Here is a 20,665-nt window from a genome sequence, read left to right as displayed (position 1 = left end):
GGGTTTTTTTATGCGGTAAATTTAAAGCTCAGGAATTAGCTCGATATAGCATAGACCTATGGACGCTTCAAAATTGTAAAAGGAAAAATGTAAAATATGAAACCTTCCATTAGTCTACACTCTCTGTAATTTCAGTAGTGTTGCTAATTAATTCAGAAGATCATCAGCTGATTTGAAAATTATCTTGGCATTGAATGTTCTTTTCCGTGTATTTCAGAAAAGAATTTAAAAGTTAATAGCTTAGGATGTGAAGTACGTTTCCAGAAGTTCAGTTAATCGAACAAAGCCTTTACGATCGTCATAATTCCGCGAAACATCATCAATATCGCCCCAAAGGTAGCTAGCACTCCAATAATAAGAATGGGAATAAAAAGGGGTTTATCCTGGTTATGAAAGGCACTATACAGAACCGACGGACCAATAAATGTGAAGAGAAGTGCAATTGCCAGAAATTTCAGGCCTTTGGAAAGCGTCTTTTTATTCGTGTGTTTACTCATTGTACGGTGTAATTCAATTTGTCAACTTCCGATAGGCGAAAATAGCCAAAAGGAAAGTTTTCCGGCTGCGTCTTATTAATAATATTCCCTCTTACCGTGGCGGGCATGGTCTCAAAGGGTCCACCCTGATTATTCCCAACCTGGGATCGTAAGATATATAGATACTGATAATAATCTTTAGAAATTCCCTGGATCTGTATGCCAATTTCGTCTCCAGCTTCTATATCTTCATCAGAATAATAACCGAAGATACTATTCCCGTTGGTAAATTCATCTTCATAAATTTCCAAATTACTCAGCTCATTTTTGAACTTAAAAAGATAAAAATCCTCGGTTTCAGCAGGATCTTGATAATAGGCTTTTATTTCATAATCTTCCCCGCTAAAACCACCCGCTCTGCTTTGAACCACGGAATCCAGGCCGACGACCGATTTCAAAACCTCGGTAGCTTCATAGAGACTTCCGTCATAATCCACCACAAGCTTATACTCTCGATTAATGACGGGATTGAAATTGGTGGCGGTATACATTCCATCTCCACTTGACACGAAAGGAAAAACTTCATTTTCTGAGCTGATTAGCCGAACCTGCGCATTGTCCACAGCGTTTCTACCACTTTCATAAAAAGGACTGGTCTTCGAAATTATAATATTTTGAGTATTTCCGCTGCTGCCTTTCTCCCAAAGAATGGAAGCTTCAATCACCAATTTGGGTTCACTTTCATCCAGATCTACCTGAACGACATCTTCGCAAGCCGTTAGCAGCATGATCATTCCGCAGTATATATATGTGGCGAATCGTTTCATCAAAATTTAAAATTATAGGTTACCGAAGGGATGATGCCGAAGAGTGACAATCGAACAGCTTCGTTACCCGGCGCATTTTCACTTTCCCTGAAACTGATCGAATAGGCATTTTTCCTGTTATAGACATTGTAAATACCAAAATTCCAGGATGATTGGAAGCGTTTTTGTTTATTAGGGGTTAATGTTGCAGAAAGGTCCAGGCGATGGTAAGACGGTAGCCTGTTCGAATTTCTCGCTTCATACACGGGAATCGTGATGCCTTCATATTCATATTGTGCATTGGGATAGGTGGTCGCCAAACCGGTCTGAAAGATGAAATTGGTATTGAAACTCCATTTTTCATTCAATTTATAACTTGCGGTAGCGCTTAGATCATGGGTTTTATCATAATTGGAAAGATACCAGTCGCCGTTATTGATGCCTATTTCCTCAGGACTACGCCCCGGTGTTTGCTGCTCGGAACGAGAAAGTGTATAGCTCAGCCAGCCTGTGAGATTCCCCGTATTTTTACGTAACAGTATTTCCGTTCCATAAGCACGGGCTCTTCCTTTCAGTAAAATCCGTTCCACGGCATTATTGGCTATCAGGTTGGCACCGTCGATATAATCCAGCCGGTTCTGAATCTTTTTATAGAACCCTTCCACTTCAAGAGAATAATCTTCCCCGAAATTTCTAAAATATCCCGCTGCTACCTGGTCCAGCTTTTGAGGTTCTATATAAGGCCCGCTTGGCGTCCATACATCCAGTGGTGTTGGCGAACTCGTGTTGGAAATTAGATGAAGGTATTGTGCCATTCGGTTGTAACTCAGTTTAACCGATTGCTTTTCGTCGAGGGAATAAGCCAGGGAAATTCGCGGTTCCAAATTATGGAAACGCTCCAGTACCTTTCCTCGTTTATAAGAAATGGTCTCCTGAATGACTGCTTCGGAATATACCGCGCGTTCAGCATCATAACTTACCGGGCTATTCTCATAGACGTTGAACTCCTCCTGTCCCAGCCGGTAAAAACTGCTGAAACGAATACCATATTCTGCGGAAAGTTTTTCCGAAAGCTGCTGTTCTGCTGAAATATACATGGCATTTTCAAAAGCATATTTATTGGTAAGCTTGAAATAGTTGATCCCGGAATTTTCATCGAGTGGTTCGATTTCACCCGGATCAAATTGATAATAGGTATTCTGTATGCCATACTTCAGTTGAAAATGATCATTTAGAAAATGATCAAAATCGTATTTCACGTTCAGGTTTGTGATCCCGCTATTCCAGTCGAAGCCTACAAAATTCAGCTGAAGTCCATAGTAGTAATCGCTATAGATCAGCGAGAGATTGGTGAAGATATTATCAGTTAATACATGGTTCCATCTCAGGTTCAGCACCGCATTTCCGTAGGTATTGTCAAAATTCTGACTAATTCGGAACACATCACGCCCAAAATAGCCGGAAAGCAACAGCCTGTTGCTGGAATCGATCTTGTAATTCAGTTTGGTATTCAGATCATAGAAATAGGCCGAATTAGGGTTATCGCTAAGCTTCAGGAATAAATGCGCGTAGGAACTTCTACCGCCAACCAGAAAGGCCCCCTTATCTTTAATGATAGGACCTTCCGCTAAAAGTCGGCTCGAAATAGCGCCAATTCCGCCCTGCATTTCAAATTTCCTACTGTTCCCATCTCGCTGATAAATATCGAGAACTGAGGAAACCCGGCCACCATATTCCGCAGGAATACCGCCTTTATACAGTTTCAGATCTTTGATAGCATCAGGATTAAAAACGGAAAAGAGTCCGAATAAATGCGAGGAATTATAGATCGTGGCCTCGTCGAGCAGAATTAGATTCTGGTCTACCGCACCGCCACGAACGTTGAAACCGGAACTTCCTTCGCCGGCATTGGAAACACCCGGCAGCAAAAGCAGCGAACGAACCACGTCTACCTCGCCAAATACTACCGGCAACTTCTTGATCGTGCCTATGGAAAGTTTGTTCACGCTCATTTCCGGCTTTTTGAGGTTGAGCGCTTCGGAATTAGATTCGATCACCACTTCTTCCAGGTTTTCTGAAGCTTCCTTCAGCTGAAAATCTTTTTGAAAATTAGCGGAAAGACTGATGGCCTCCGAAAAATCCTGGTAGCCTAGATAGCTGATTTGTACCCGGTAGTTACCTTCCGGAAGTTCCAGCGAAAAAAAACCATACGAATTGGTGACCGTTCCGGTACCTAATTCCGGTATGATGACGTTCACGCCAATTAGGGTTTCATTACTGGCGGCATCTGTAATTGTTCCGCTCAGGGTGAATCGCTGCTGCGCCTGGCCGATAAATGAAAACAGGAAAAGGAATAGGAACCCGTAGTGGTTGAAGTTCAATTTTTTATTTAAAAATACGATGTAGTATTCAATTAAAAAAGTCAGACTTCATTCAGGCTGAAAACTGTTTTTTGTTTTTTAGAGAATTGAAACAACAGCAGGGAACTTATCAGCAGGCAGATCAACAGGGTAATAGCGAGTGGGAGCAGGCTGGAACCGTGAAATAAACTAATGACGAAAGATGTGAGCGCGCCAAGGATCATTTTTAAACTTCCAATTAATGCTGAAGCCCGGCCGGCTTTTTTCTCGAAGGGTTCCAGGGAAAGTGCCGTGGTATTGGGGTTTTGAAATCCCAGTAGGAACAGCATCAGGAATATTAAGACAGCCGTGGTCCAGAACCCTAAACCGAGCAAGGCATTCAGTAAAAATACCCCGGAAAGAATGACCAGCACTACACTGTTGAAAATAGTGATTTCAAAGGTGGAATATCTTTTCAGGAATAGTCGGTTGATCTGGCTGCCCAGAATTAGTCCGCCGGCGTTAAGACCAAATAATATCCCGAATTCTTTCTGAGAAAGGTCAAAATGTTCCATGAATAATTTCGGAGCATTTGAAATATAGGCGAACATAGCGCCCACGGCAAAACTACCGGCCATTCCAAAATTCCAGAATTTAGGATTGGTAAGAATTCCGTAGTATTTGATCGCCACATCTTTTGGTTTGAGGTCTACATTTCTGTCTGGGACGATACTTTCAGGAAGAAAATTGTAAACGCTCAGGAACATCAGGAACGAGAAGCCGGCGAGAAATACAAATATCATCTTCCAGTCAAAGGCTTCAATGATCAAACTTCCTACTGTGGGTGCGATAATAGGGGCTCCACCCATGATCAACATTAGAACCGAGATGGCTCCTGCCACTTCATTGACCGGAAAAATATCGCGAACCACGGCTTTTGCTGCTACCATTCCGGCGGCAGCTCCAAGAGCCAGGAAGAACCGGGAAACGATCAGCGATAATAAATTGGGCGACAGCAGGCAAAAAATTGCCGAGAGGAAATAAATCCCGAGACCGATCAATAGTGGTTGGCGCCTTCCGAATTTATCCATGATCGGGCCATAAGCCAGCTGTCCTACTGAAATTCCTATGAAATAGCTCGTTAGCGTAAGCCCCACCTGGCTAATGCTGATATTGAAATCTTTTGCGATGCTTTGGAAGCCCGGCAGGTATGCGTCTATCGAAAAGGGCCCCAGGGCGATCAAAGTTCCCAGGACCAGGAGAATGAGGTATTCCTGTTTTTTATTCCTTTCTTCCGCCATTCTTTTTTGCATTTTGCAAATTTCAGGAATAGGAAGGTTTTAGGCTAATTGTGGAGAGTCTTTAACGAAAGATTAAACTATATCATTTTCGCGAATAGAAACCAGTTTTACCTGAAATTTATCTAATACTTTGGATAGGTGAGCTCTTAGTTTGTATTCCCACTTTGGCATTGCATCAGCAAAAAAAGCCTTTTCATTCTGAAGTAATTTGGGATATTTCGAAGATATCTGTTTGTACAGATCTCTTTTGGCGATGCGTACGAGCAAATGATTTTTACCAAGATTATTCTCCATAATTTTCCAGCTTAATATGAATTTCTCATAAGCTTTAGGCGTTTCGAGAGATTTAGAGAGTCTATTGCCCGCACCTCTTCGGTAGAGAACAAAAGTATCTTCGCAAAAAAGGATTTTATCGCTTTTCAAAACGATCCTGCTCATAAAATCTCCGTCGTCATTCACTGTTAATTGTTCATTCCATCTTGAAGAATCGATCAGTTTTTTCGGAATAAGAAAACTATGAATAGGGAGATAGCAAAAGCGATGAGCGTAGGTTTTAAAAAGCTCTTGCGGAATATTGAAATTTCGATAAGTTGGCAGATTTTCATAAAGGCTTATCTGTTCACCGCCATTTTTAAATACGATTTTACCCCATTTTGAAGTAAGGATGGTCGAATTCGAACTAGAAATAGCAAGTTGTCTCTGAAATTTGTGTTTTTCCAATATATCATCGGAGTCCAGAAACTGAATGAAATCACCAGTAGCCAGTTCTAAACCTATATTTCTGCAACTGGCAGCTCCGCGAATTTGAGAATTCTTTCTTTTAATAAATTTAAAACGTTCATCATTCAAGAATCGCTGAATAGTATTTTCGGTATCATCAGTTGAGCCATCGTCTATGATCAGGCATTCCCAATTTTGATGCGTTTGCCGCTGAACACTTGCCAGCGTTTTTCCGAGGGTATGACTGCGGTTAAGCGTAGGGATTATAACGGAAACTTTTGCTATCATAAATATCCTTTGATTTTAGCATTGGCCTTCCTCAAAAAATATTCAATCGTAGACATTCGCTTATCAAAAAAGTCCTGATGTCTCTCCACAAGTTGTGGATGTTTGTCAGCAATTTTAGAATATAGGTTTCGGCGTGCCTGTCGCACGAAAATGTGATTGCTGATATCGTAATTTTCCAGGATACGTTCATCTATAGAGCTCCAGCTTTGGATAAAGCTCTGGATTCCATATTCTGAATAATCACTACTGATTCTTTCTCCTCCTCCCCGGCGATAAAGCACGTGAGTTGCAGCACAGAAAATAACTCTTCCGGAATTGAAAATGACCTTACTGAAGTAATCGCCATCATCATTCAGCGTCAATTCTTCGTTCCAATAGCCCGATTTTTCAATAACTTCTCTGGAAGCGAGGTATACATGTGGTGGGAAATAAGTGAAATAATAACCAAAAGCATCAAAAAGCCTGATCCCATCTTCGAATTCATGATATGTTGGAAGTTTATCATAAATATGAACTTCTCCAGATCCCGATCGCAAAACGCCCCATTTACAGGTGGCCAAATGAGCGTTATTTTCCTGTAAAGCGATTAGCTGAACTTCCAGTTTGTTGGGCGCTAGGAGATCGTCAGAATCCAAAAACTGGATGTAATCGCCCTGAGCGTTTTCCAGGCCAATATTTCTGCAGGTAGCCGCACCTTTTTTACGATCTTCCGGTCTTTTCAGGAACCTGAAGCGATTATCTTTTAAAAATTCCTGTAAAATCTTTTCTGTTTGGTCTTCGGAACCGTCATCTATTACAAGGCATTCCCAATTCTGATGACTTTGATTTTGTACCGATCTTAAGGTCTTAGGAAGCGTTTCAGCACGATTAAAAGTTGGGATGATGATGGTTACGAGGTTCTGCATTCCGTTATAGGATTGACTCAAAAATAAAAAAGCGCCGGTTAATTCCGACGCTTTTAACTAATTATACTGATAATTTTATTCAGCGGAAGTTTCCAGGATCGAATTGAACTGTGAGCTCGGGCGCATAGCCTGGCTCGTCAGTTTCTCATCTGGTTCATAATATCCTCCGATGTCTACAGGAGAGCCCTGTGCATCTAAAAGATCCTGAAGGATCTGAACTTTATGTTCTTCCATCGCCTTAGCCACTCTACCGAAATAAATATTCAGGTCTGTATTGGTTTTCTGAGTCGCAAGAACTTCAGCCCAATAAAGAGCCAGGTAGAAATGACTGCCACGATTATCCAGCTCGTTCACTTTTCTAGAAGGTGAACGGCCTTCATTCAGGAATTTTTCAGTAGCCTCATCCAATGCTTCAGCAAGGGTCAGGGCTTTTTCATTACCGTATTTGTTCCCAAGGTGTTCCAGAGAAACCGCCAAGGCCAAAAATTCTCCAAGAGAATCCCATCTCAAATGCCCTTCTTTCAGGAATTGCTGAACGTGTTTTGGAGCAGAACCTCCGGCACCGGTTTCAAAAAGTCCGCCACCATTCATCAACGGAACGATGGATAACATTTTGGCACTCGTCCCAAGTTCCAGAATTGGGAAAAGATCTGTAAGGTAATCTCTCAAAACATTCCCGGTTACTGAAATAGTATTTTCGCCGTCTTTCACGCGCTGAAGCGTGTATTCGGTAGCTTCTTTCGGAGCCATGATCTTCACTTCGATTTTTGAAGTATCATGCTGCGGAAGGTATTTGTTTACTTTTTTAATCAATTCAGCATCATGAGCACGATTTTCATCCAGCCAGAAAACGATTGGCCAACCGGTATCATTCCCTCTGGAAACGGCCAATTTGATCCAGTCCTGAACCGGAAGGTCTTTTACCTGGCACATTCTCCAGATATCACCAGACTCTACAGAATGCTCTAGTAAAGTATGCCCTTCTGAATTGATCACGCGAACCACTCCGTCTGCCTTCATTTCAAAAGTTTTGTCATGGGAGCCGTACTCTTCCGCTTTTTGGGCCATCAAACCAACATTAGGAACGGTTCCCATCGTGGTTGGATCGAAAGCACCGTGTTTTTTACAGAATTCAATGGTTGCCTGGTAAAGAGGAGCATAACTGGAATCAGGGATTACCGCTTTGGTATCCTGGGTTTTTCCTTCCGCATTCCACATTTGGCCGGATGTACGAATCATTGCCGGCATGGAGGCATCAATAATGATATCACTCGGTACGTGCAGGTTTGTAATCCCTTCATCTGAATTTACCATAGCAATATCCGGCCCGTCATTCAGGTCTTTTTCAATAGCTGATTTGATCTCTGTTCTCTTAGTTTCCGGAAGGTTATCTATCGCTGCAAGCACATCCCCGAGTCCGCTATTTGGATCGGCTCCTGCCTTCTCCAGATCTGATCCGTATTTCTCAAAGACATCTTCGAAGAAAACCTTTACGGCGTGACCAAAAATGATAGGATCAGAAACCTTCATCATCGTTGCTTTCATATGAAGCGAGAACAACACATCTTTTTCTTTGGCGTCTTTTACTTCCTTACGAAGGAAATCGATCAGCGCTCGTTTGCTCATGACGGAAGCATCGATGATCTCGGCATCCAATACTTTCAGATTGTCTTTTAGAACTGTTTTTTCGCCGTTTTCCGAAGTAAATTCGATCGTAAGTGTGTCGTCTTTATCAAGGGTCATCGACTTTTCGTTAGCACGGAAATCGCCGCTGCTCATGGTCGCAACATGAGTCTTGGAATCTGGAGACCATGCGCCCATGGAATGCGGATTCTTTTTGGCAAAATTCTTAACAGCCTTTGGTGCACGGCGATCAGAGTTTCCTTCTCTAAGAACAGGATTTACCGCACTTCCCTTCACCTTATCATATCGGGCTTTAATATCTTTTTCTTTGTCATTCTGCGGTTCATCTGGGTAGTCTGGAATGGCAAAACCCTTAGACTGCAGTTCACTGATCGCATTCTTAAGCTGCGGAACAGAGGCACTGATATTTGGTAATTTGATGATATTTGCTTCCGGTTTTTTGGCAAGTTCTCCAAGTTCTGCAAGGTCATCAGAAACTTTCTGATCTTCTTTAAGGTAATCTGGGAACTGGGAAAGAATTCTTCCGGCAAGCGAAATATCTCTGGTTTCAAGACTTACACCGGCTGCTTTGGTAAACGCCTCAATGATGGGCAGGAAAGAATAGGTGGCAAGCATAGGTGCTTCATCGGTCTTGGTATAGATAATTTTTTCTTTTTGCGACATTTTTAAAAATTTTGGTTGCAATTAACTAAAAGAAAGCCCTGTGGAAGCCAGGGCCTTGTATACGCCGCAATATACGGTTTTATAGGCTTTTATCCTATAACCGAAAGAGGAGATGCTGTTAAGAATTTTTAAAAAAAGCGGAATAAAAAAAAGCCATTTCATCTTAATTGCTAAAATGAAATGGCTTCTACAGAAATGATACGTTCTCACATTTGTATAAAAGACGTTTTAAGCCTTCCTGTGTGTATCACTTCTTTTTGAATCTATTTCAGAGGAAATAGAACCAAAAATGGATTTTTATCCTTCAAACATCGTCTTGTCTGAGCAAAACTTCTATCGTTATATAGAGAATAAAAACCGTATGTAAAGAACTTGCTTTACGGGAAATTTGGCTTTAATGAAGATCCTTTTGTCACTTCCTTAAGTCAGAATTTCTATCATAAATATACGACCCATTTTCGGAAAATGGAAATATTTTAACCTTTTATATTTCAACCGGTTACGAACAGGGTTTATCAACAATTGTTCATAAAAAAAGGCCTCCAAAATGGAAGCCTTTTTAAATTCTTTCTTCGAAATCTTATCTCTTCGCCTCTTTGATACGGGCTTTCTTACCAGTAAGACCTCTAAAGTAGAAGATACGTGCTCTACGAACCTTACCTCTCTTATTCACTTCGATCTTTTGGATCGCAGGAAGATTGATTGGGAAAATTCTTTCTACACCAACGGTACCACTCATCTTTCTAATAGTAAAAGTCTGAGAAGCTCCGGTTCCTCTCTTTTGAATTACCACACCTCTAAAGAACTGGGTTCTTGTTTTCTGACCCTCTTTAATTTCGTAGTAAACAGTGATGGTGTCACCGGCAGAAAATTCAGGAAGTTCTTTTCTTGAAACGAATTCGTCCTGAACGTATTTGATTAACGATTCCATAGTTAATATGTTTATATGATCTCCAAAACAACATTCACGGTTATCGCCAGAGGTTATTTTAGAACGAGTGCAAAATTAATTAATTTATAGTTACCTGCAAACCTGAGCTTTAAAAATCTTCATCTAAAAGATCAGGTCTTAGTTCTTTGGTTCTTTTATACGCTTCATTTTCCCGCCAGGCCTCTATTTTTGGGAAGTTTCCGGAAGTTAAAATTTCGGGCACCTTCCAGCCTTTATACTCAGCCGGCCGTGTATAAACGGGCGGAGCCAGCAAATTATCCTGAAAAGAATCGGTAAGGGCAGAGGTTTCATTACCTAAAACTCCTGGAATAAGCCTTATGATCGCATCACATAAGACCGCGGCACCCAACTCTCCACCAGACAGGACATAATCTCCTATCGAAATTTCACGTGTAATAAACTGGTCTCGAACGCGTTGATCTACTCCTTTATAGTGCCCGCACAAAATGATGATATTTTCCTTTAGAGATAAACCGTTGGCCATCTTCTGGTTAAGAGTTTTCCCATCTGGCGTCATATAGATCACTTCATCATAATCCCGTTCTGCCTTCAATTTGCTGATGCATTTATCAATAGGTTCGATCATCATCACCATACCGGCACCTCCTCCAAACTGGTAATCATCTACCTGTTTGTAATTATCAGTCGTATAATCCCTGAGGTTATGAAGGTGAATTTCTACCAGTTCTTTCTGAATAGCTCGCTGAAGAATGGATGCTTCAAACGGACTTTTTAAAATATCTGGTACAACGGTAATGATATCGATGCGCATAAGGGCCGATCGTTTATTGGAAATTAGGGATTTCCGTTAGTTTTGTTTCGCTCATCCTGAAGCATCCTTCCAAGTCGTTGCTCTTTTTCAAGTGCTTTGGAACGGTAAGTGTCAAATTCCTTTTCAGTTTCCTGAAGTTTTTGACGTGCTTCTCGGGTTGCGGTGTGAGAGCTTTTGAATTTGATGAATAAAACGATCAACAGTAATAATAATATTCCAACAATTCCCCACATCATAGCCTTATAGCCACCTTTACTGAAAGGCATCCCAAGGAACATCAAAGCGTCTTTTTCTTCAGTGACCTTCTGAAGGTCATTTCTGGTGGAAGCCAGTTGCTCTTTTAGATCGTTGATCTGCTTGTTCTGCTGATCTACGGTGTTCTTTTGTACGATGATCTCCTGCTTCAGGTCGTTCACATACTCGCGGGTATTGTTCCGCAGTTCGATCAATTTATCATAATCAACCACCTTATAGCCCTGGTAGTTGTTAGATCCTTCAATAAGTTTGGTAAATTCGTCCTGTACGGGAGTTTCTGTAGCAAGGCTGTCCTGAGCCTGCACCTGAAATACCGAAAAAAGCAATACTGCGATCACGTAAATTTGCCTGGTCATCTTTTCTTCAATTTTTAATATTATACACTCAACGGGCGTTTCAATAGGTTAGTATAATATTCGGATTTTCAGGTTATCTGGAATTCTTTCTCAATTTACGATTTCGGAAAAAGATATGAAAGCTCCAAAAGTGGCGCAAAAATAAAAAAACCTGCCGTAAGCGACAGGTTTTTGTAAAAGAATTTGACTAGTAATAGGTATAACGCCGCACTTTCGAAATATATTTTGCCAGCCTGATGACCTGGTGACTGTAACCATATTCGTTATCATACCAGATGTATAGCACGATGTTTTTCTTGTCTGCAGCCACGATCGTGGCATTGCTATCGTAAATGGCCGGGGCAGAAGAGCCGATAATATCAGTAGAAACCAGCTCGTTGTCTACCGAATACTGAATTTGCTCCACCAGCTCTCCGTTCAGTGCATATTTTTTCAGAATGTTATTGACTTTTTGAATGCTGGTTTCCTTTTCCACTTCCAGGTTCAAAATAGCCAGTGAGCCATTTGGAACAGGAACCCTGATGGCATTGGAGGTCAATTTTCCCTCAAACACCGGCAAAGCTTTGGCCACGGCTTTTCCCGCGCCGGTTTCGGTGATGACCATATTAAGGCCCGCTGCACGACCACGCCGGTACTTGCTGTGCATATTGTCAACCAGGTTTTGATCGTTGGTGTAGGCATGAATGGTTTCCAAATGTCCCTGCACCACGCCCAGCGAATCCTGTATGGCTTTTAAAACTGGCGTTATGGCATTAGTAGTACAGGAAGCTGCTGAAAAGATCGAAATGTCATCTGGTGAATATTCCTTATGATTCACACCATGTACAATATTTGGAATGCCTTTACCGGGAGCGGTAAGCAGCACTTTTGCCGCTCCTTTGGATTTCAGGTGTCTGCTCAGGGCTTTATCATCCCGAAAAGCACCGGTATTATCTATAATCAAAGCGTCTTTAATTCCGAAAGCGGTATAATCAATATCTTCCGGCTTGCTGGCGGAAATCATATGAACCGTGGTGCCGTTAATAATTAATGCAGCATTTTTTTCATCAATATTGACCGTTCCGCTGAAAGGACCATGAACCGAATCACTCTTAAGAAGCGAAGCTCTTTTTTCCAGCACCGCGCGGTTCACCTCGCCGCGGGTTACCACGGCTCGCAATCGCAACTGGTTACCTTTCCCGGTACGGGTCATTAGTTCCCTGGCTACCAGCCTGCCAATTCTTCCGAAGCCATATAATACCACATCTTTAGGAGTTACCGGTGTGGTATCTTTGGCATTTTTGAGTTTGTGTGACACAAAAGCCATGGCATTGGAGTGATGCTGATCCTTTAAATGATACTCATAGGTTAACTTCCCAATATCAAGCTTGGCCGGTGGTAAATTGAGATCTTGGATCGCCTTGGCAATTTCTACGGAATCAAAAATTGAAATGGGCTTGCCTACAAATTCTCCGGCATAGTCATGCAGGTCGAGGATGTCACTCACATTCCGATTGATGAGCTGATTGCGGAAAAGCACCAGTTCGATCGATTTATCGTACCAAAGATCGCTTACGATATTGATAAATTCAACGGAAGCTTTCCGGCGATCAGCCTGGAAGGAAAGTTCCTTTTCATACACTTGATTAAAGTCCATTTTGTGTGTGTTGTTATTTTGGATTTTGCGGCAAAAGTATCGATTTCAAACGTTTTCGTAAAAATAAATTACATAAAAAAAGCCCTTCGTTGGAAAGGGCTTTTTTTGATGGTTTACTAATGAAACTATCTCCAGATCATTCGCTGTTTGCTTCCACTGCGATCGATATAAGTGATTACAATAGGGTCGCCGGATCTTCTTTTTTCCAGAATGTCTTCTACTTCGCGAATGTTCGAAACACTTTCGTTATTGATCTCGGTAATGATCGTACCAACCAGTTCTTCTTTTGGTAAATTCTCATTAAGGGTGTTATTGATCTTCACACCATAAGAGGTGCCGATGCTTTTCAATTCTTTGGAAGTGGCGTTGGCGACTTCCAGACCAATCGATGGGATCTGATAGGAGTCTCTTTTGGACAGGGTGACGCGAACCTCTTTTGACTGCCCGTCCCGGTCCAGTTTCACCATCACCTGGTCTCCGGGGCGCTTGGTGTTGATGTAACCTGTAAGATCAGAGAACTTGTTGATCTTTACATTATCAATTTGACGAATTACATCATTCTGCCTGATTCCGGCCTGTTCCGCACCGCTACCTGAAGTGACGTCACCCACCAGAACACCTTGTGAAGTTTTGAGGTTGAGTTCGCTCATGGTTTGAGGATCTACGCTGCCGCCTCGAATTCCCAGGATGCCCTGCTGAACGTTTCCGTATTCCATGATATCCTCCACGATTTTTCGGGCGTTATTGGAGGGTACGGCAAAGGCATATCCTATATAACTACCACTCGGGGAAGTGATCGCGGTATTGATCCCAATGAGTTCCCCGTTAATATTTACCAGTGCGCCACCACTGTTTCCAGGGTTAATGGCTGCATCAGTCTGGATAAATGATTGCGGAGACCTGTCGTAAGGATCGAGGTTTCGAGCTTTGGCGCTAATTATCCCGGCCGTTACCGTTGATTTCAGGTTAAAAGGGTTTCCTACTGCCAGTACCCATTCTCCCAGTTTTACGTTGTCTGAATTTCCGAAAGGGATGTATTCGAGGTCTTCATTGGCATCCACCTTGATCAGTGCGATATCTGAAATGGGGTCAGCGCCGATCACTTCCGCCTTATAAGTTTCGTTATTATTCAGGGTTACTTCAATTTCACTGGCGCCGTCTACCACGTGATTATTGGTCACAATGTAGCCATCTGGCGTAATGATCACTCCGGAGCCGGCACCCTGTACCGCTCTTCCACCGGCAGTTCCGTTATTGTAAAGATCCCACATACTCCGAGGGCCTTTAAACACGGCTACGTTCTTCACGTGAACGACCGCGTGCACAGTTTTTTCCGCAGCTGCCGTAAAATCGGCATTCGTGCCATAGGCCGGCGCGTTGCTAACAGGTATGAAAGAATGTTGTGAGGTTGAATCCTGAGTAATTACCGGGTTATTCTCGTCATCGAAGAATATTTTATAACTACCTAAAGTAAGTATTCCACCCAGGATCGAAACAAATAGTAGACTTGCTATTTTTTTCATTTTCGGATGTTGTTTTAATATTACACTTTTAACTGAACGCGATCAAGCTTTAGTATACCTGTGCGCCTTTTTAACTAGCATTTAACAGGCAGGCTTTCTCGATCATTATTGTATATTTGTGCCACTTTTTCAGCAGAATATGAAACTGACTTTTTACAAATATCAGGGCACGGGAAACGATTTTGTCATGATCGATAACCGCGACCTCAAATTATCCAAAAACAATACCAAATTGATCGAAAAACTATGTGATCGTAGGTTTGGTATCGGAGCAGACGGACTTATTTGCCTGGAGCATCCGGAAAATGCCGGGGAAGACTTTAAAATGGTCTATTTTAATTCCGACGGAAATGAAAGCAGTATGTGCGGGAATGGCGGAAGATGTCTCGTGGCATTTGCCAAATTCCTGGGTGTCATTCAAAATTCTGCCAGTTTTTCAGCTATAGACGGTCACCACGAGGCGCATATACAGGATGGTATCGTTAGCTTGAAAATGCAAAATGTGGCTGGAATTACCGCGAACGATGAATTCGTTTTTCTGGATACCGGTTCCCCTCATCATATATTATTCGCAGAAAATATCGGAGGCATGGACGTGAAAAAGGAGGGTTCCGAAATTCGTTATTCTGAAAGATATGGCCAGGCAGGTACCAATGTCAATTTTGTCGAAGCTTTGGGTGAAAATCGTTTTGCCGTTCGCACCTACGAGCGCGGGGTGGAAGATGAAACGCTTTCCTGCGGAACCGGCGTTACTGCCGTGGCGATCGCCGCTTCGAAAAAGGGACTTACCACGTCAGATCATATTCAGCTGAAGGTAGAGGGAGGCGAACTGGAAGTTAAATTCCGAAGAAATGAGGATGGATCTTACGAGGATGTTTGGCTCATTGGCCCTGCAGAACAGGTTTTTAAAGGGGAGATTGTATGCTAACACTTACCGGAAAAAAGGTTTATTTACGTGCGCTGGAACCCGAAGATCTCGATTTTGTTCATGAAATTGAGAATAATGAGGATTTTTGGGAGATCAGTGCCACGCAAACGCCTTATTCTAAGTTTTTAATTCGGCAGTATCTTGAAAATGCTCATCGGGATATTTATGACATCAAACAACTGCGCCTGGTAATCTGTACCAAAAGACACCGAGCCGTGGGGCTCATCGATGTGTTTGACCTGGAGCCTAGAGACCGGCGGGCAGCCATTGGGATCCTGGTGGCGAAAAAGAAAGACCGGAATAAAGGTTATGGCTCTGAAAGTCTGAAATTGCTCTGTGATTACTGTTTCAAGCACTTGGGCGTGCACCAGGTCTACGCGAATGTTGCCGCCGAAAACAAAGATAGCCGTAGGGTTTTTGAAAATAATGGTTTCCGTAAAGTAGGACTGAAGAAGGACTGGTCACTTTTTAACGGGGAGTTTAAAGATGAATTTCTGTATCAATTAATCAACGATGTACATTAAAAAAATATTATTTGTCGTTTCCATCCTGATCGCGATAGGTCTTGCGATCTTCAGCTACTATATTTATAACAGCATTTTTTCTGCGAACACTGATTTTAAGGAAAGCACTCATGCAGTTTATATTCCAACGGGCGCCGGTTTTTCAACCGTTTCAGATTCGCTTAAACCTTATCTGAAAGATCTGGAAAGTTTCCAGATTGTTGCCCAGAAGAAAGGCTATGCCACGAATGTTCGTCCTGGTCGCTACCTCATCAGGAAAGGAATGAACAACAATGAGTTGGTAAATGCACTTAGAAGTGGAAACCAGCCAGTTTCAGTTGTTTTTAACAATCAGGAACGCCTGGAAAATCTTGCAGGAAGAATTGCGGAACAGATAGAAGCCGACAGTCTTTCCCTGCTGAAAGCCTTTCAGGATGAGGAATTCCTTAAGAATGCTTCGTTTGATAGGGAATCGGCCTTGGGAATGTACGTGCCCAATAAATATGAACTATACTGGAATACATCTGCGGAAGAATTTCGGGATCGTATGCAGAAAGAATACAATCGTTTCTGGAACCAGGAACGCCTTCAGAAAGCAGAAAAAATAGGGTTAAAGCCTTCCGAAGTAATTGCTCTGGCTTCCATCGTTCAGAAGGAAACGGCAAAGGTGGAGGAGCGCCCACGTGTGGCTGGAGTGTATATGAACAGGATTAATCGCGGAATGAAATTAGATGCCGATCCTACGGTGATCTATTCTATCAAAAGGCAGCAGCAGGATTTTGACACCGTGATCAAAAGAGTGCTGTATAAAGACCTGGAAATCGATTCACCTTACAATACCTATAAATATGCAGGTGTGCCCCCGGGGCCCATTTTTATGCCAGATATATCTTCGATCGACGCAGTTTTAAATTATGAAAAGCATGATTTTATCTATTTCGTGGCCGACGTGGAAAATTTCGGTTATCATAAATTTGCCAAAACCCACGCGCAACATATCCGGAATAAGCAGCAATATGTGAATTGGGTAAACAAGAACGGCATACGCCGTTAATCGGTTTTTTTATTAGGATTTTCTAAACACTTCTGCGCCAATAAGTTATTTTTCAGTTAAGACTATAATAATTTTAAAAAACGTTTAACAGGCTGTAGTTCAGATTTTTAAAAATTGTTATATATTTGCGCCGCGAATATGAAAGGGGGGTGTGTGAAAATTTAAGATAAAATTTTCTTTCCCTGTTAACCTTTCGAAAACAAAAGCAATGAGAAAGAAAATTGCAAAATTTTCAATCTTGCCTCTTGCAGCGGGCTCTATCTTTTTTAGTTTTTCTACTAAAGACGCTGCTAAAATCAATGTAGATGATTATTCTACCACCCACCTCGACCTGGATTACACGGTCCAGGATTTCAAGGAAGAGATGCAGCCTGTCTATGAACTGAACCGTACGGCGCCGTTCATTGGTGAAACCTACGTAGGGTTCAAGGAGGCGATCGGGTTTAAAGAATCCAGAAGCGATTACCGCACTATCAATGAATTTGGTTATTTGGGTAAATACCAGTTTGGTGCCGGTACTTTAAAGCTTTTGGGGATTTATGACCTGGATGCGTTTCTCGATTCACCGGCTTTGCAGGAGGCAGCATTTTATGCCAATGCTTCCCGTAATAAGTGGATTTTACAGCGAGATATTAAGCGGTTCGTAGGAAAGACCATTAACGGGGTGCAGGTAACCGAATCTGGAATCCTTGCTGCTGCGCATCTTGCCGGTCCCGGGAGTGTGAAGAAATACCTTCGCAGCTGGGGCGCGCAGGCTTTTAGCGATGCCTTTGGAACAACCATCAGGAATTACATGAAGCGTTTTGGCGGTTACGATGTTTCTTTCGTGGAAGCCGTAAAAAATGCCCGCGTTGATAAAGAAAACCTGAAAGCCTAAATTTCTTTCTGAAGGATGAAAATGGCAGGCCTTTTATGAAGGTCTTCCGTATTTTTTTTCCATTCTGAAGCAGTTGCGGTTTTGATATATTCTGAAGGAAGCGTTAGGTCGCAGGCTACGCAAATTCGAGTTGCCGGATGCAGGCAGTTCACCAGGTCTTCCAGCATTTTCATGTTTCGATATGGCGTTTCAATGAAAATCTGCGCCTGATTCTTTTCCAGAGAAATTTTTTCCAGATTGCGCAGTTCCTGTTTCCGGTCTTTTTTATCGATAGGTAAATATCCATGAAAAGTGAAACTTTGCCCGTTCATTCCGCTGGCCATCATGGCGAGCAGGATAGAGGAGGGGCCTACCAATGGAATCACCTGAATTCCGGATTGGTGCGCGAGTTTGACGATTTCGGCCCCGGGATCAGCCACGCCGGGACAACCGGCTTCGCTCAATAATCCCATATTGTGGCCTTCTCTTGCTGCGTCCAGGAAATTGGGAATTTCAGAAGGTTCCGTAAACTTATTCAAGCCTTTTAACCGGAGTGTCTGCTGTGATTTTTCGGGAAGTAACTGCTTAATGAAGCGCCTTGCAGATTTCTCGTTTTCCACGATAAAGTGTTCGAGCGAATCAATGATGTGGGTATTCCATTCAGGAAATGAACGTTTTGGGTCGGCATCACCAAGACTTACAGGGATGAGGTATAAATTACCTTTGTTACCGTGAGAGGTCATAGGCTCCTTCTGTCAGTTTTTTGGCAATATTATCGCAGGCTTCATTCAGCATCTGGTAAACATTTTCAAATCCCTGCTCGCCGCCGTGGTATGGATCAGGCACATCTACATTTTCACCCGGGAAAATCTCGTTGAGAATGAGATGAACCTTTTTTCGGTCGGCTTCATTTCTGGCGAGTTCCAAGATATCGCGGTAGTTGAAATTATCCATCGCGAAAATGAGGTCGAAATTGTCAAAATCTTCTACGGAAAACTGCCTGCCTCGCTGGTCGGTAATGTCAAGGTCGTAACGGCGGGCAATAGCAATCGAGCGCCTGTCTGGCGAATCTCCAACATGATAGTTCCCGGTTCCGGCTGAATCAACAAAAATTTCCGAAGCCGCAACTTTAGATTTCAGCAAACCTTCGGCAAGGGGTGACCGGCAAATATTTCCAAGACACACCATCAAAACCCGAAATTTCATATTTACAGCGTCAGTTTTTTGTTGAGGTCTTCAACAAATTTCTTGAATTGTTTATCAGTAGAAGCGAGATTGTCAACAGTTTTGCAGGCATGCAGAACGGTAGCGTGGTCGCGGCTTCCAATTTGCGAACCAATACTGGCAAGAGATGCCTTGGTGAATTTTTTCGCAAAGAACATGGCCAGTTGTCTGGCCTGAACGATATGTCGTTTCCGTGTTTTAGACTGCAAAGTGTCCACGTCCATCTGGAAATAATCGCTCACTACTTTCTGGATATAATCAATGGAAACCTCGCGTTTGGTATTTTTCACGTAGTTGTCTACGATCTTTTTCGCCAGTTCCAGTGTAATGTCTTTTCTGTTAAAAGAAGAGTGGGCGATCAGCGAAATGATGGCGCCTTCCAGCTCGCGGATATTAGTTTTAATGTTGTTAGCCAGGAATTCCACGATATCTTCAGGCATTTCCACCCCGTCACGATACAACTTGTTCTTGATGATCGATACGCGCGTTTCAAAATCTGGATGCTGAAGCTCTGCGGAAAGTCCCCATTTAAAACGGGAAAGCAATCGCTGTTCAATATCCTGCATATCAACCGGAGCTTTGTCGCTGGTAAGGATCACCTGTTTACCATTCTGGTGCAGATGGTTGAAAATATGGAAAAATACGTCCTGTGTTCCTGCTTTTCCGGAAAGTAACTGGATATCATCCACGATCAGCACATCGATGATCTGGTAAAAATGGATAAAGTCGTTTCGGTTGTTCTTTTTGACAGATTCAATATACTGCTGCGTGAATTTTTCAGCAGAAATATATAAAACAGTCTTTTCCGGGTACTTATCCTTGATTTCCACCCCAATGGCATGTGCCAGGTGGGTTTTTCCGAGACCAACCCCGCCAAAAATCAACAGAGGATTGAAAGAGGTTCCTCCAGGTTTGTTGGCTACCGCAAGACCGGCAGAGCGGGCAAGGCGATTGGATTCTCCCTCCAGGAAATTCTCGAAATTGTAATTGGGATTCAGTTGGGACTCGATCTTTACATTTCGAATTCCCGGTATGATGAACGGATTTTTAAGTTCCGGACTTTTATTCTTTATCGGGACATCAACTTCCTGTGACTGCATATTCGATCTTTGGGTACTTGGGATCTTCTCGGTAAAAGGAAGTTTGTTGCCGTAGGTGTTTTCCATCTTGATCACATACACCAGTTTGGCTTTTTCACCAAGCTCGCGAGTGAGTGCTACTTTCAATAATTTCACATAATGTTCTTCCAGCCACTCATAGAAAAATTTTGAAGGTACCTGGATGCTAAGTGCACAATCTGTAAGTTTAACTGCCTGGATAGGTTCAAACCATGTTTTATATGCTTGGGGTGTAATGTTATCCTGAATAAAAGACAGACAGTTATTCCAAACCGATTGCGCAGTTTTCGACATTATTGATTAAACGTTATTAAGGTTAGTAGCAAGTTCAAAATGGTAGCCGAAG

General features: G+C 42.4%; 19 protein-coding genes. 4 read left to right on the top strand and 15 right to left on the bottom strand.

The genetic code is table 11. The annotated features are described in order from the left end of the window. Window positions 1–272 precede the first annotated feature (272 nt). From GRFL_RS02200 to GRFL_RS02145, 12 genes are all read right to left on the bottom strand, one after another. The gene (locus GRFL_RS02200) at window positions 273–497 is read right to left on the bottom strand and encodes a DUF6095 family protein (RefSeq protein WP_083643073.1); all 225 of its coding nucleotides are present in this window, start codon (window positions 495–497) and stop codon (window positions 273–275) included. Beyond that, the gene (locus GRFL_RS02195) at window positions 494–1,303 is read right to left on the bottom strand and encodes a DUF4249 domain-containing protein (protein ID WP_083643071.1); all 810 of its coding nucleotides are present in this window, start codon (window positions 1,301–1,303) and stop codon (window positions 494–496) included. Before GRFL_RS02195 ends, GRFL_RS02200 begins: the two co-directional genes overlap by 4 nt. Further along, complete coding sequence (locus tag GRFL_RS02190) at window positions 1,303–3,663, bottom strand: TonB-dependent receptor (RefSeq protein WP_236995862.1); 2,361 nt, start codon at window positions 3,661–3,663, stop codon at window positions 1,303–1,305. The genes GRFL_RS02195 and GRFL_RS02190 overlap by 1 nt, the downstream gene beginning before the upstream one ends. A 41-nt stretch (window positions 3,664–3,704) precedes the next feature. After that, window positions 3,705–4,934, bottom strand: coding sequence for a multidrug effflux MFS transporter (locus GRFL_RS02185; protein WP_236995861.1), 1,230 nt, complete (start codon window positions 4,932–4,934; stop codon window positions 3,705–3,707). A gap of 60 nt (window positions 4,935–4,994) precedes the next feature. Next, window positions 4,995–5,930 (bottom strand): glycosyltransferase family 2 protein, encoded by a 936-nt coding sequence (locus tag GRFL_RS02180; protein ID WP_083643069.1) that lies wholly within the window; start codon window positions 5,928–5,930, stop codon window positions 4,995–4,997. Further along, window positions 5,927–6,835 carry a glycosyltransferase family 2 protein gene (locus GRFL_RS02175; protein WP_083643067.1) on the bottom strand — a complete coding sequence of 303 codons (909 nt, stop codon included), beginning with the start codon at window positions 6,833–6,835 and terminating at the stop codon, window positions 5,927–5,929. Before GRFL_RS02175 ends, GRFL_RS02180 begins: the two co-directional genes overlap by 4 nt. Before the next feature lie 75 nt (window positions 6,836–6,910). Further along, on the bottom strand, window positions 6,911–9,142 hold the full coding sequence (locus GRFL_RS02170; protein ID WP_083643065.1) for an NADP-dependent isocitrate dehydrogenase: 2,232 nt from the start codon (window positions 9,140–9,142) through the stop codon (window positions 6,911–6,913). 580 nt (window positions 9,143–9,722) lie between these two features. Further along, window positions 9,723–10,073, bottom strand: coding sequence for a 50S ribosomal protein L19 (rplS, locus tag GRFL_RS02165; RefSeq protein ID WP_083643063.1), 351 nt, complete (start codon window positions 10,071–10,073; stop codon window positions 9,723–9,725). 109 nt (window positions 10,074–10,182) lie between these two features. Beyond that, a complete protein-coding gene (trmD, locus tag GRFL_RS02160; protein ID WP_083643062.1) occupies window positions 10,183–10,866 on the bottom strand; it encodes a tRNA (guanosine(37)-N1)-methyltransferase TrmD in 684 nt (227 codons plus the stop codon). Window positions 10,867–10,889: 23 nt separating this feature from the next. Beyond that, window positions 10,890–11,477, bottom strand: a complete 588-nt coding sequence (locus GRFL_RS02155) for a hypothetical protein (protein ID WP_083643060.1) — start codon at window positions 11,475–11,477, stop codon at window positions 10,890–10,892. Between the two features lie 187 nt (window positions 11,478–11,664). Beyond that, window positions 11,665–13,113 (bottom strand): glyceraldehyde-3-phosphate dehydrogenase, encoded by a 1,449-nt coding sequence (locus GRFL_RS02150; RefSeq protein WP_083643058.1) that lies wholly within the window; start codon window positions 13,111–13,113, stop codon window positions 11,665–11,667. A gap of 125 nt (window positions 13,114–13,238) precedes the next feature. Then, window positions 13,239–14,636: a trypsin-like peptidase domain-containing protein gene (locus GRFL_RS02145; protein ID WP_083643057.1), complete on the bottom strand. Its 1,398-nt coding sequence runs from the start codon at window positions 14,634–14,636 to the stop codon at window positions 13,239–13,241. A gap of 139 nt (window positions 14,637–14,775) precedes the next feature. On the opposite strand from GRFL_RS02145, the gene dapF reads away from it, so the two are divergent. From dapF to GRFL_RS02125, 4 genes are all read left to right on the top strand, one after another. Beyond that, window positions 14,776–15,564 carry a diaminopimelate epimerase gene (gene dapF, locus GRFL_RS02140; protein WP_083643056.1) on the top strand — a complete coding sequence of 263 codons (789 nt, stop codon included), beginning with the start codon at window positions 14,776–14,778 and terminating at the stop codon, window positions 15,562–15,564. After that, window positions 15,558–16,088: a GNAT family N-acetyltransferase gene (locus tag GRFL_RS02135; RefSeq protein WP_083643055.1), complete on the top strand. Its 531-nt coding sequence runs from the start codon at window positions 15,558–15,560 to the stop codon at window positions 16,086–16,088. The genes dapF and GRFL_RS02135 overlap by 7 nt, the downstream gene beginning before the upstream one ends. Next, window positions 16,078–17,121, top strand: coding sequence for an endolytic transglycosylase MltG (mltG, locus tag GRFL_RS02130; protein ID WP_083643054.1), 1,044 nt, complete (start codon window positions 16,078–16,080; stop codon window positions 17,119–17,121). The genes GRFL_RS02135 and mltG overlap by 11 nt, the downstream gene beginning before the upstream one ends. 208 nt (window positions 17,122–17,329) lie before the next feature. Next, on the top strand, window positions 17,330–17,998 hold the full coding sequence (locus GRFL_RS02125; protein WP_083643052.1) for a peptidoglycan-binding protein LysM: 669 nt from the start codon (window positions 17,330–17,332) through the stop codon (window positions 17,996–17,998). On the opposite strand, the gene GRFL_RS02120 is transcribed toward GRFL_RS02125, so the two are convergent. From GRFL_RS02120 to dnaA, 3 genes are read right to left on the bottom strand one after another with little or no spacing between them, the layout of a single operon-like run. After that, window positions 17,995–18,720 (bottom strand): SAM-dependent methyltransferase, encoded by a 726-nt coding sequence (locus tag GRFL_RS02120; RefSeq protein WP_083643050.1) that lies wholly within the window; start codon window positions 18,718–18,720, stop codon window positions 17,995–17,997. The genes GRFL_RS02125 and GRFL_RS02120 overlap by 4 nt on opposite strands. Further along, window positions 18,704–19,183: a low molecular weight protein-tyrosine-phosphatase gene (locus tag GRFL_RS02115; protein ID WP_083643048.1), complete on the bottom strand. Its 480-nt coding sequence runs from the start codon at window positions 19,181–19,183 to the stop codon at window positions 18,704–18,706. The genes GRFL_RS02120 and GRFL_RS02115 overlap by 17 nt, the downstream gene beginning before the upstream one ends. Before the next feature lie 2 nt (window positions 19,184–19,185). Continuing rightward, window positions 19,186–20,613 (bottom strand): chromosomal replication initiator protein DnaA, encoded by a 1,428-nt coding sequence (gene dnaA, locus GRFL_RS02110; RefSeq protein WP_083643046.1) that lies wholly within the window; start codon window positions 20,611–20,613, stop codon window positions 19,186–19,188. Window positions 20,614–20,665: the final 52 nt, after the last annotated feature.

The sequence above is a fragment of the Christiangramia flava JLT2011 genome (assembly GCF_001951155.1).
GTDB classification, from domain to species: Bacteria; Bacteroidota; Bacteroidia; order Flavobacteriales; family Flavobacteriaceae; genus Christiangramia; species Christiangramia flava.
Note: the sequence above shows the minus strand (reverse complement) of the source record. Positions and strands in the feature narration are given on the sequence as shown.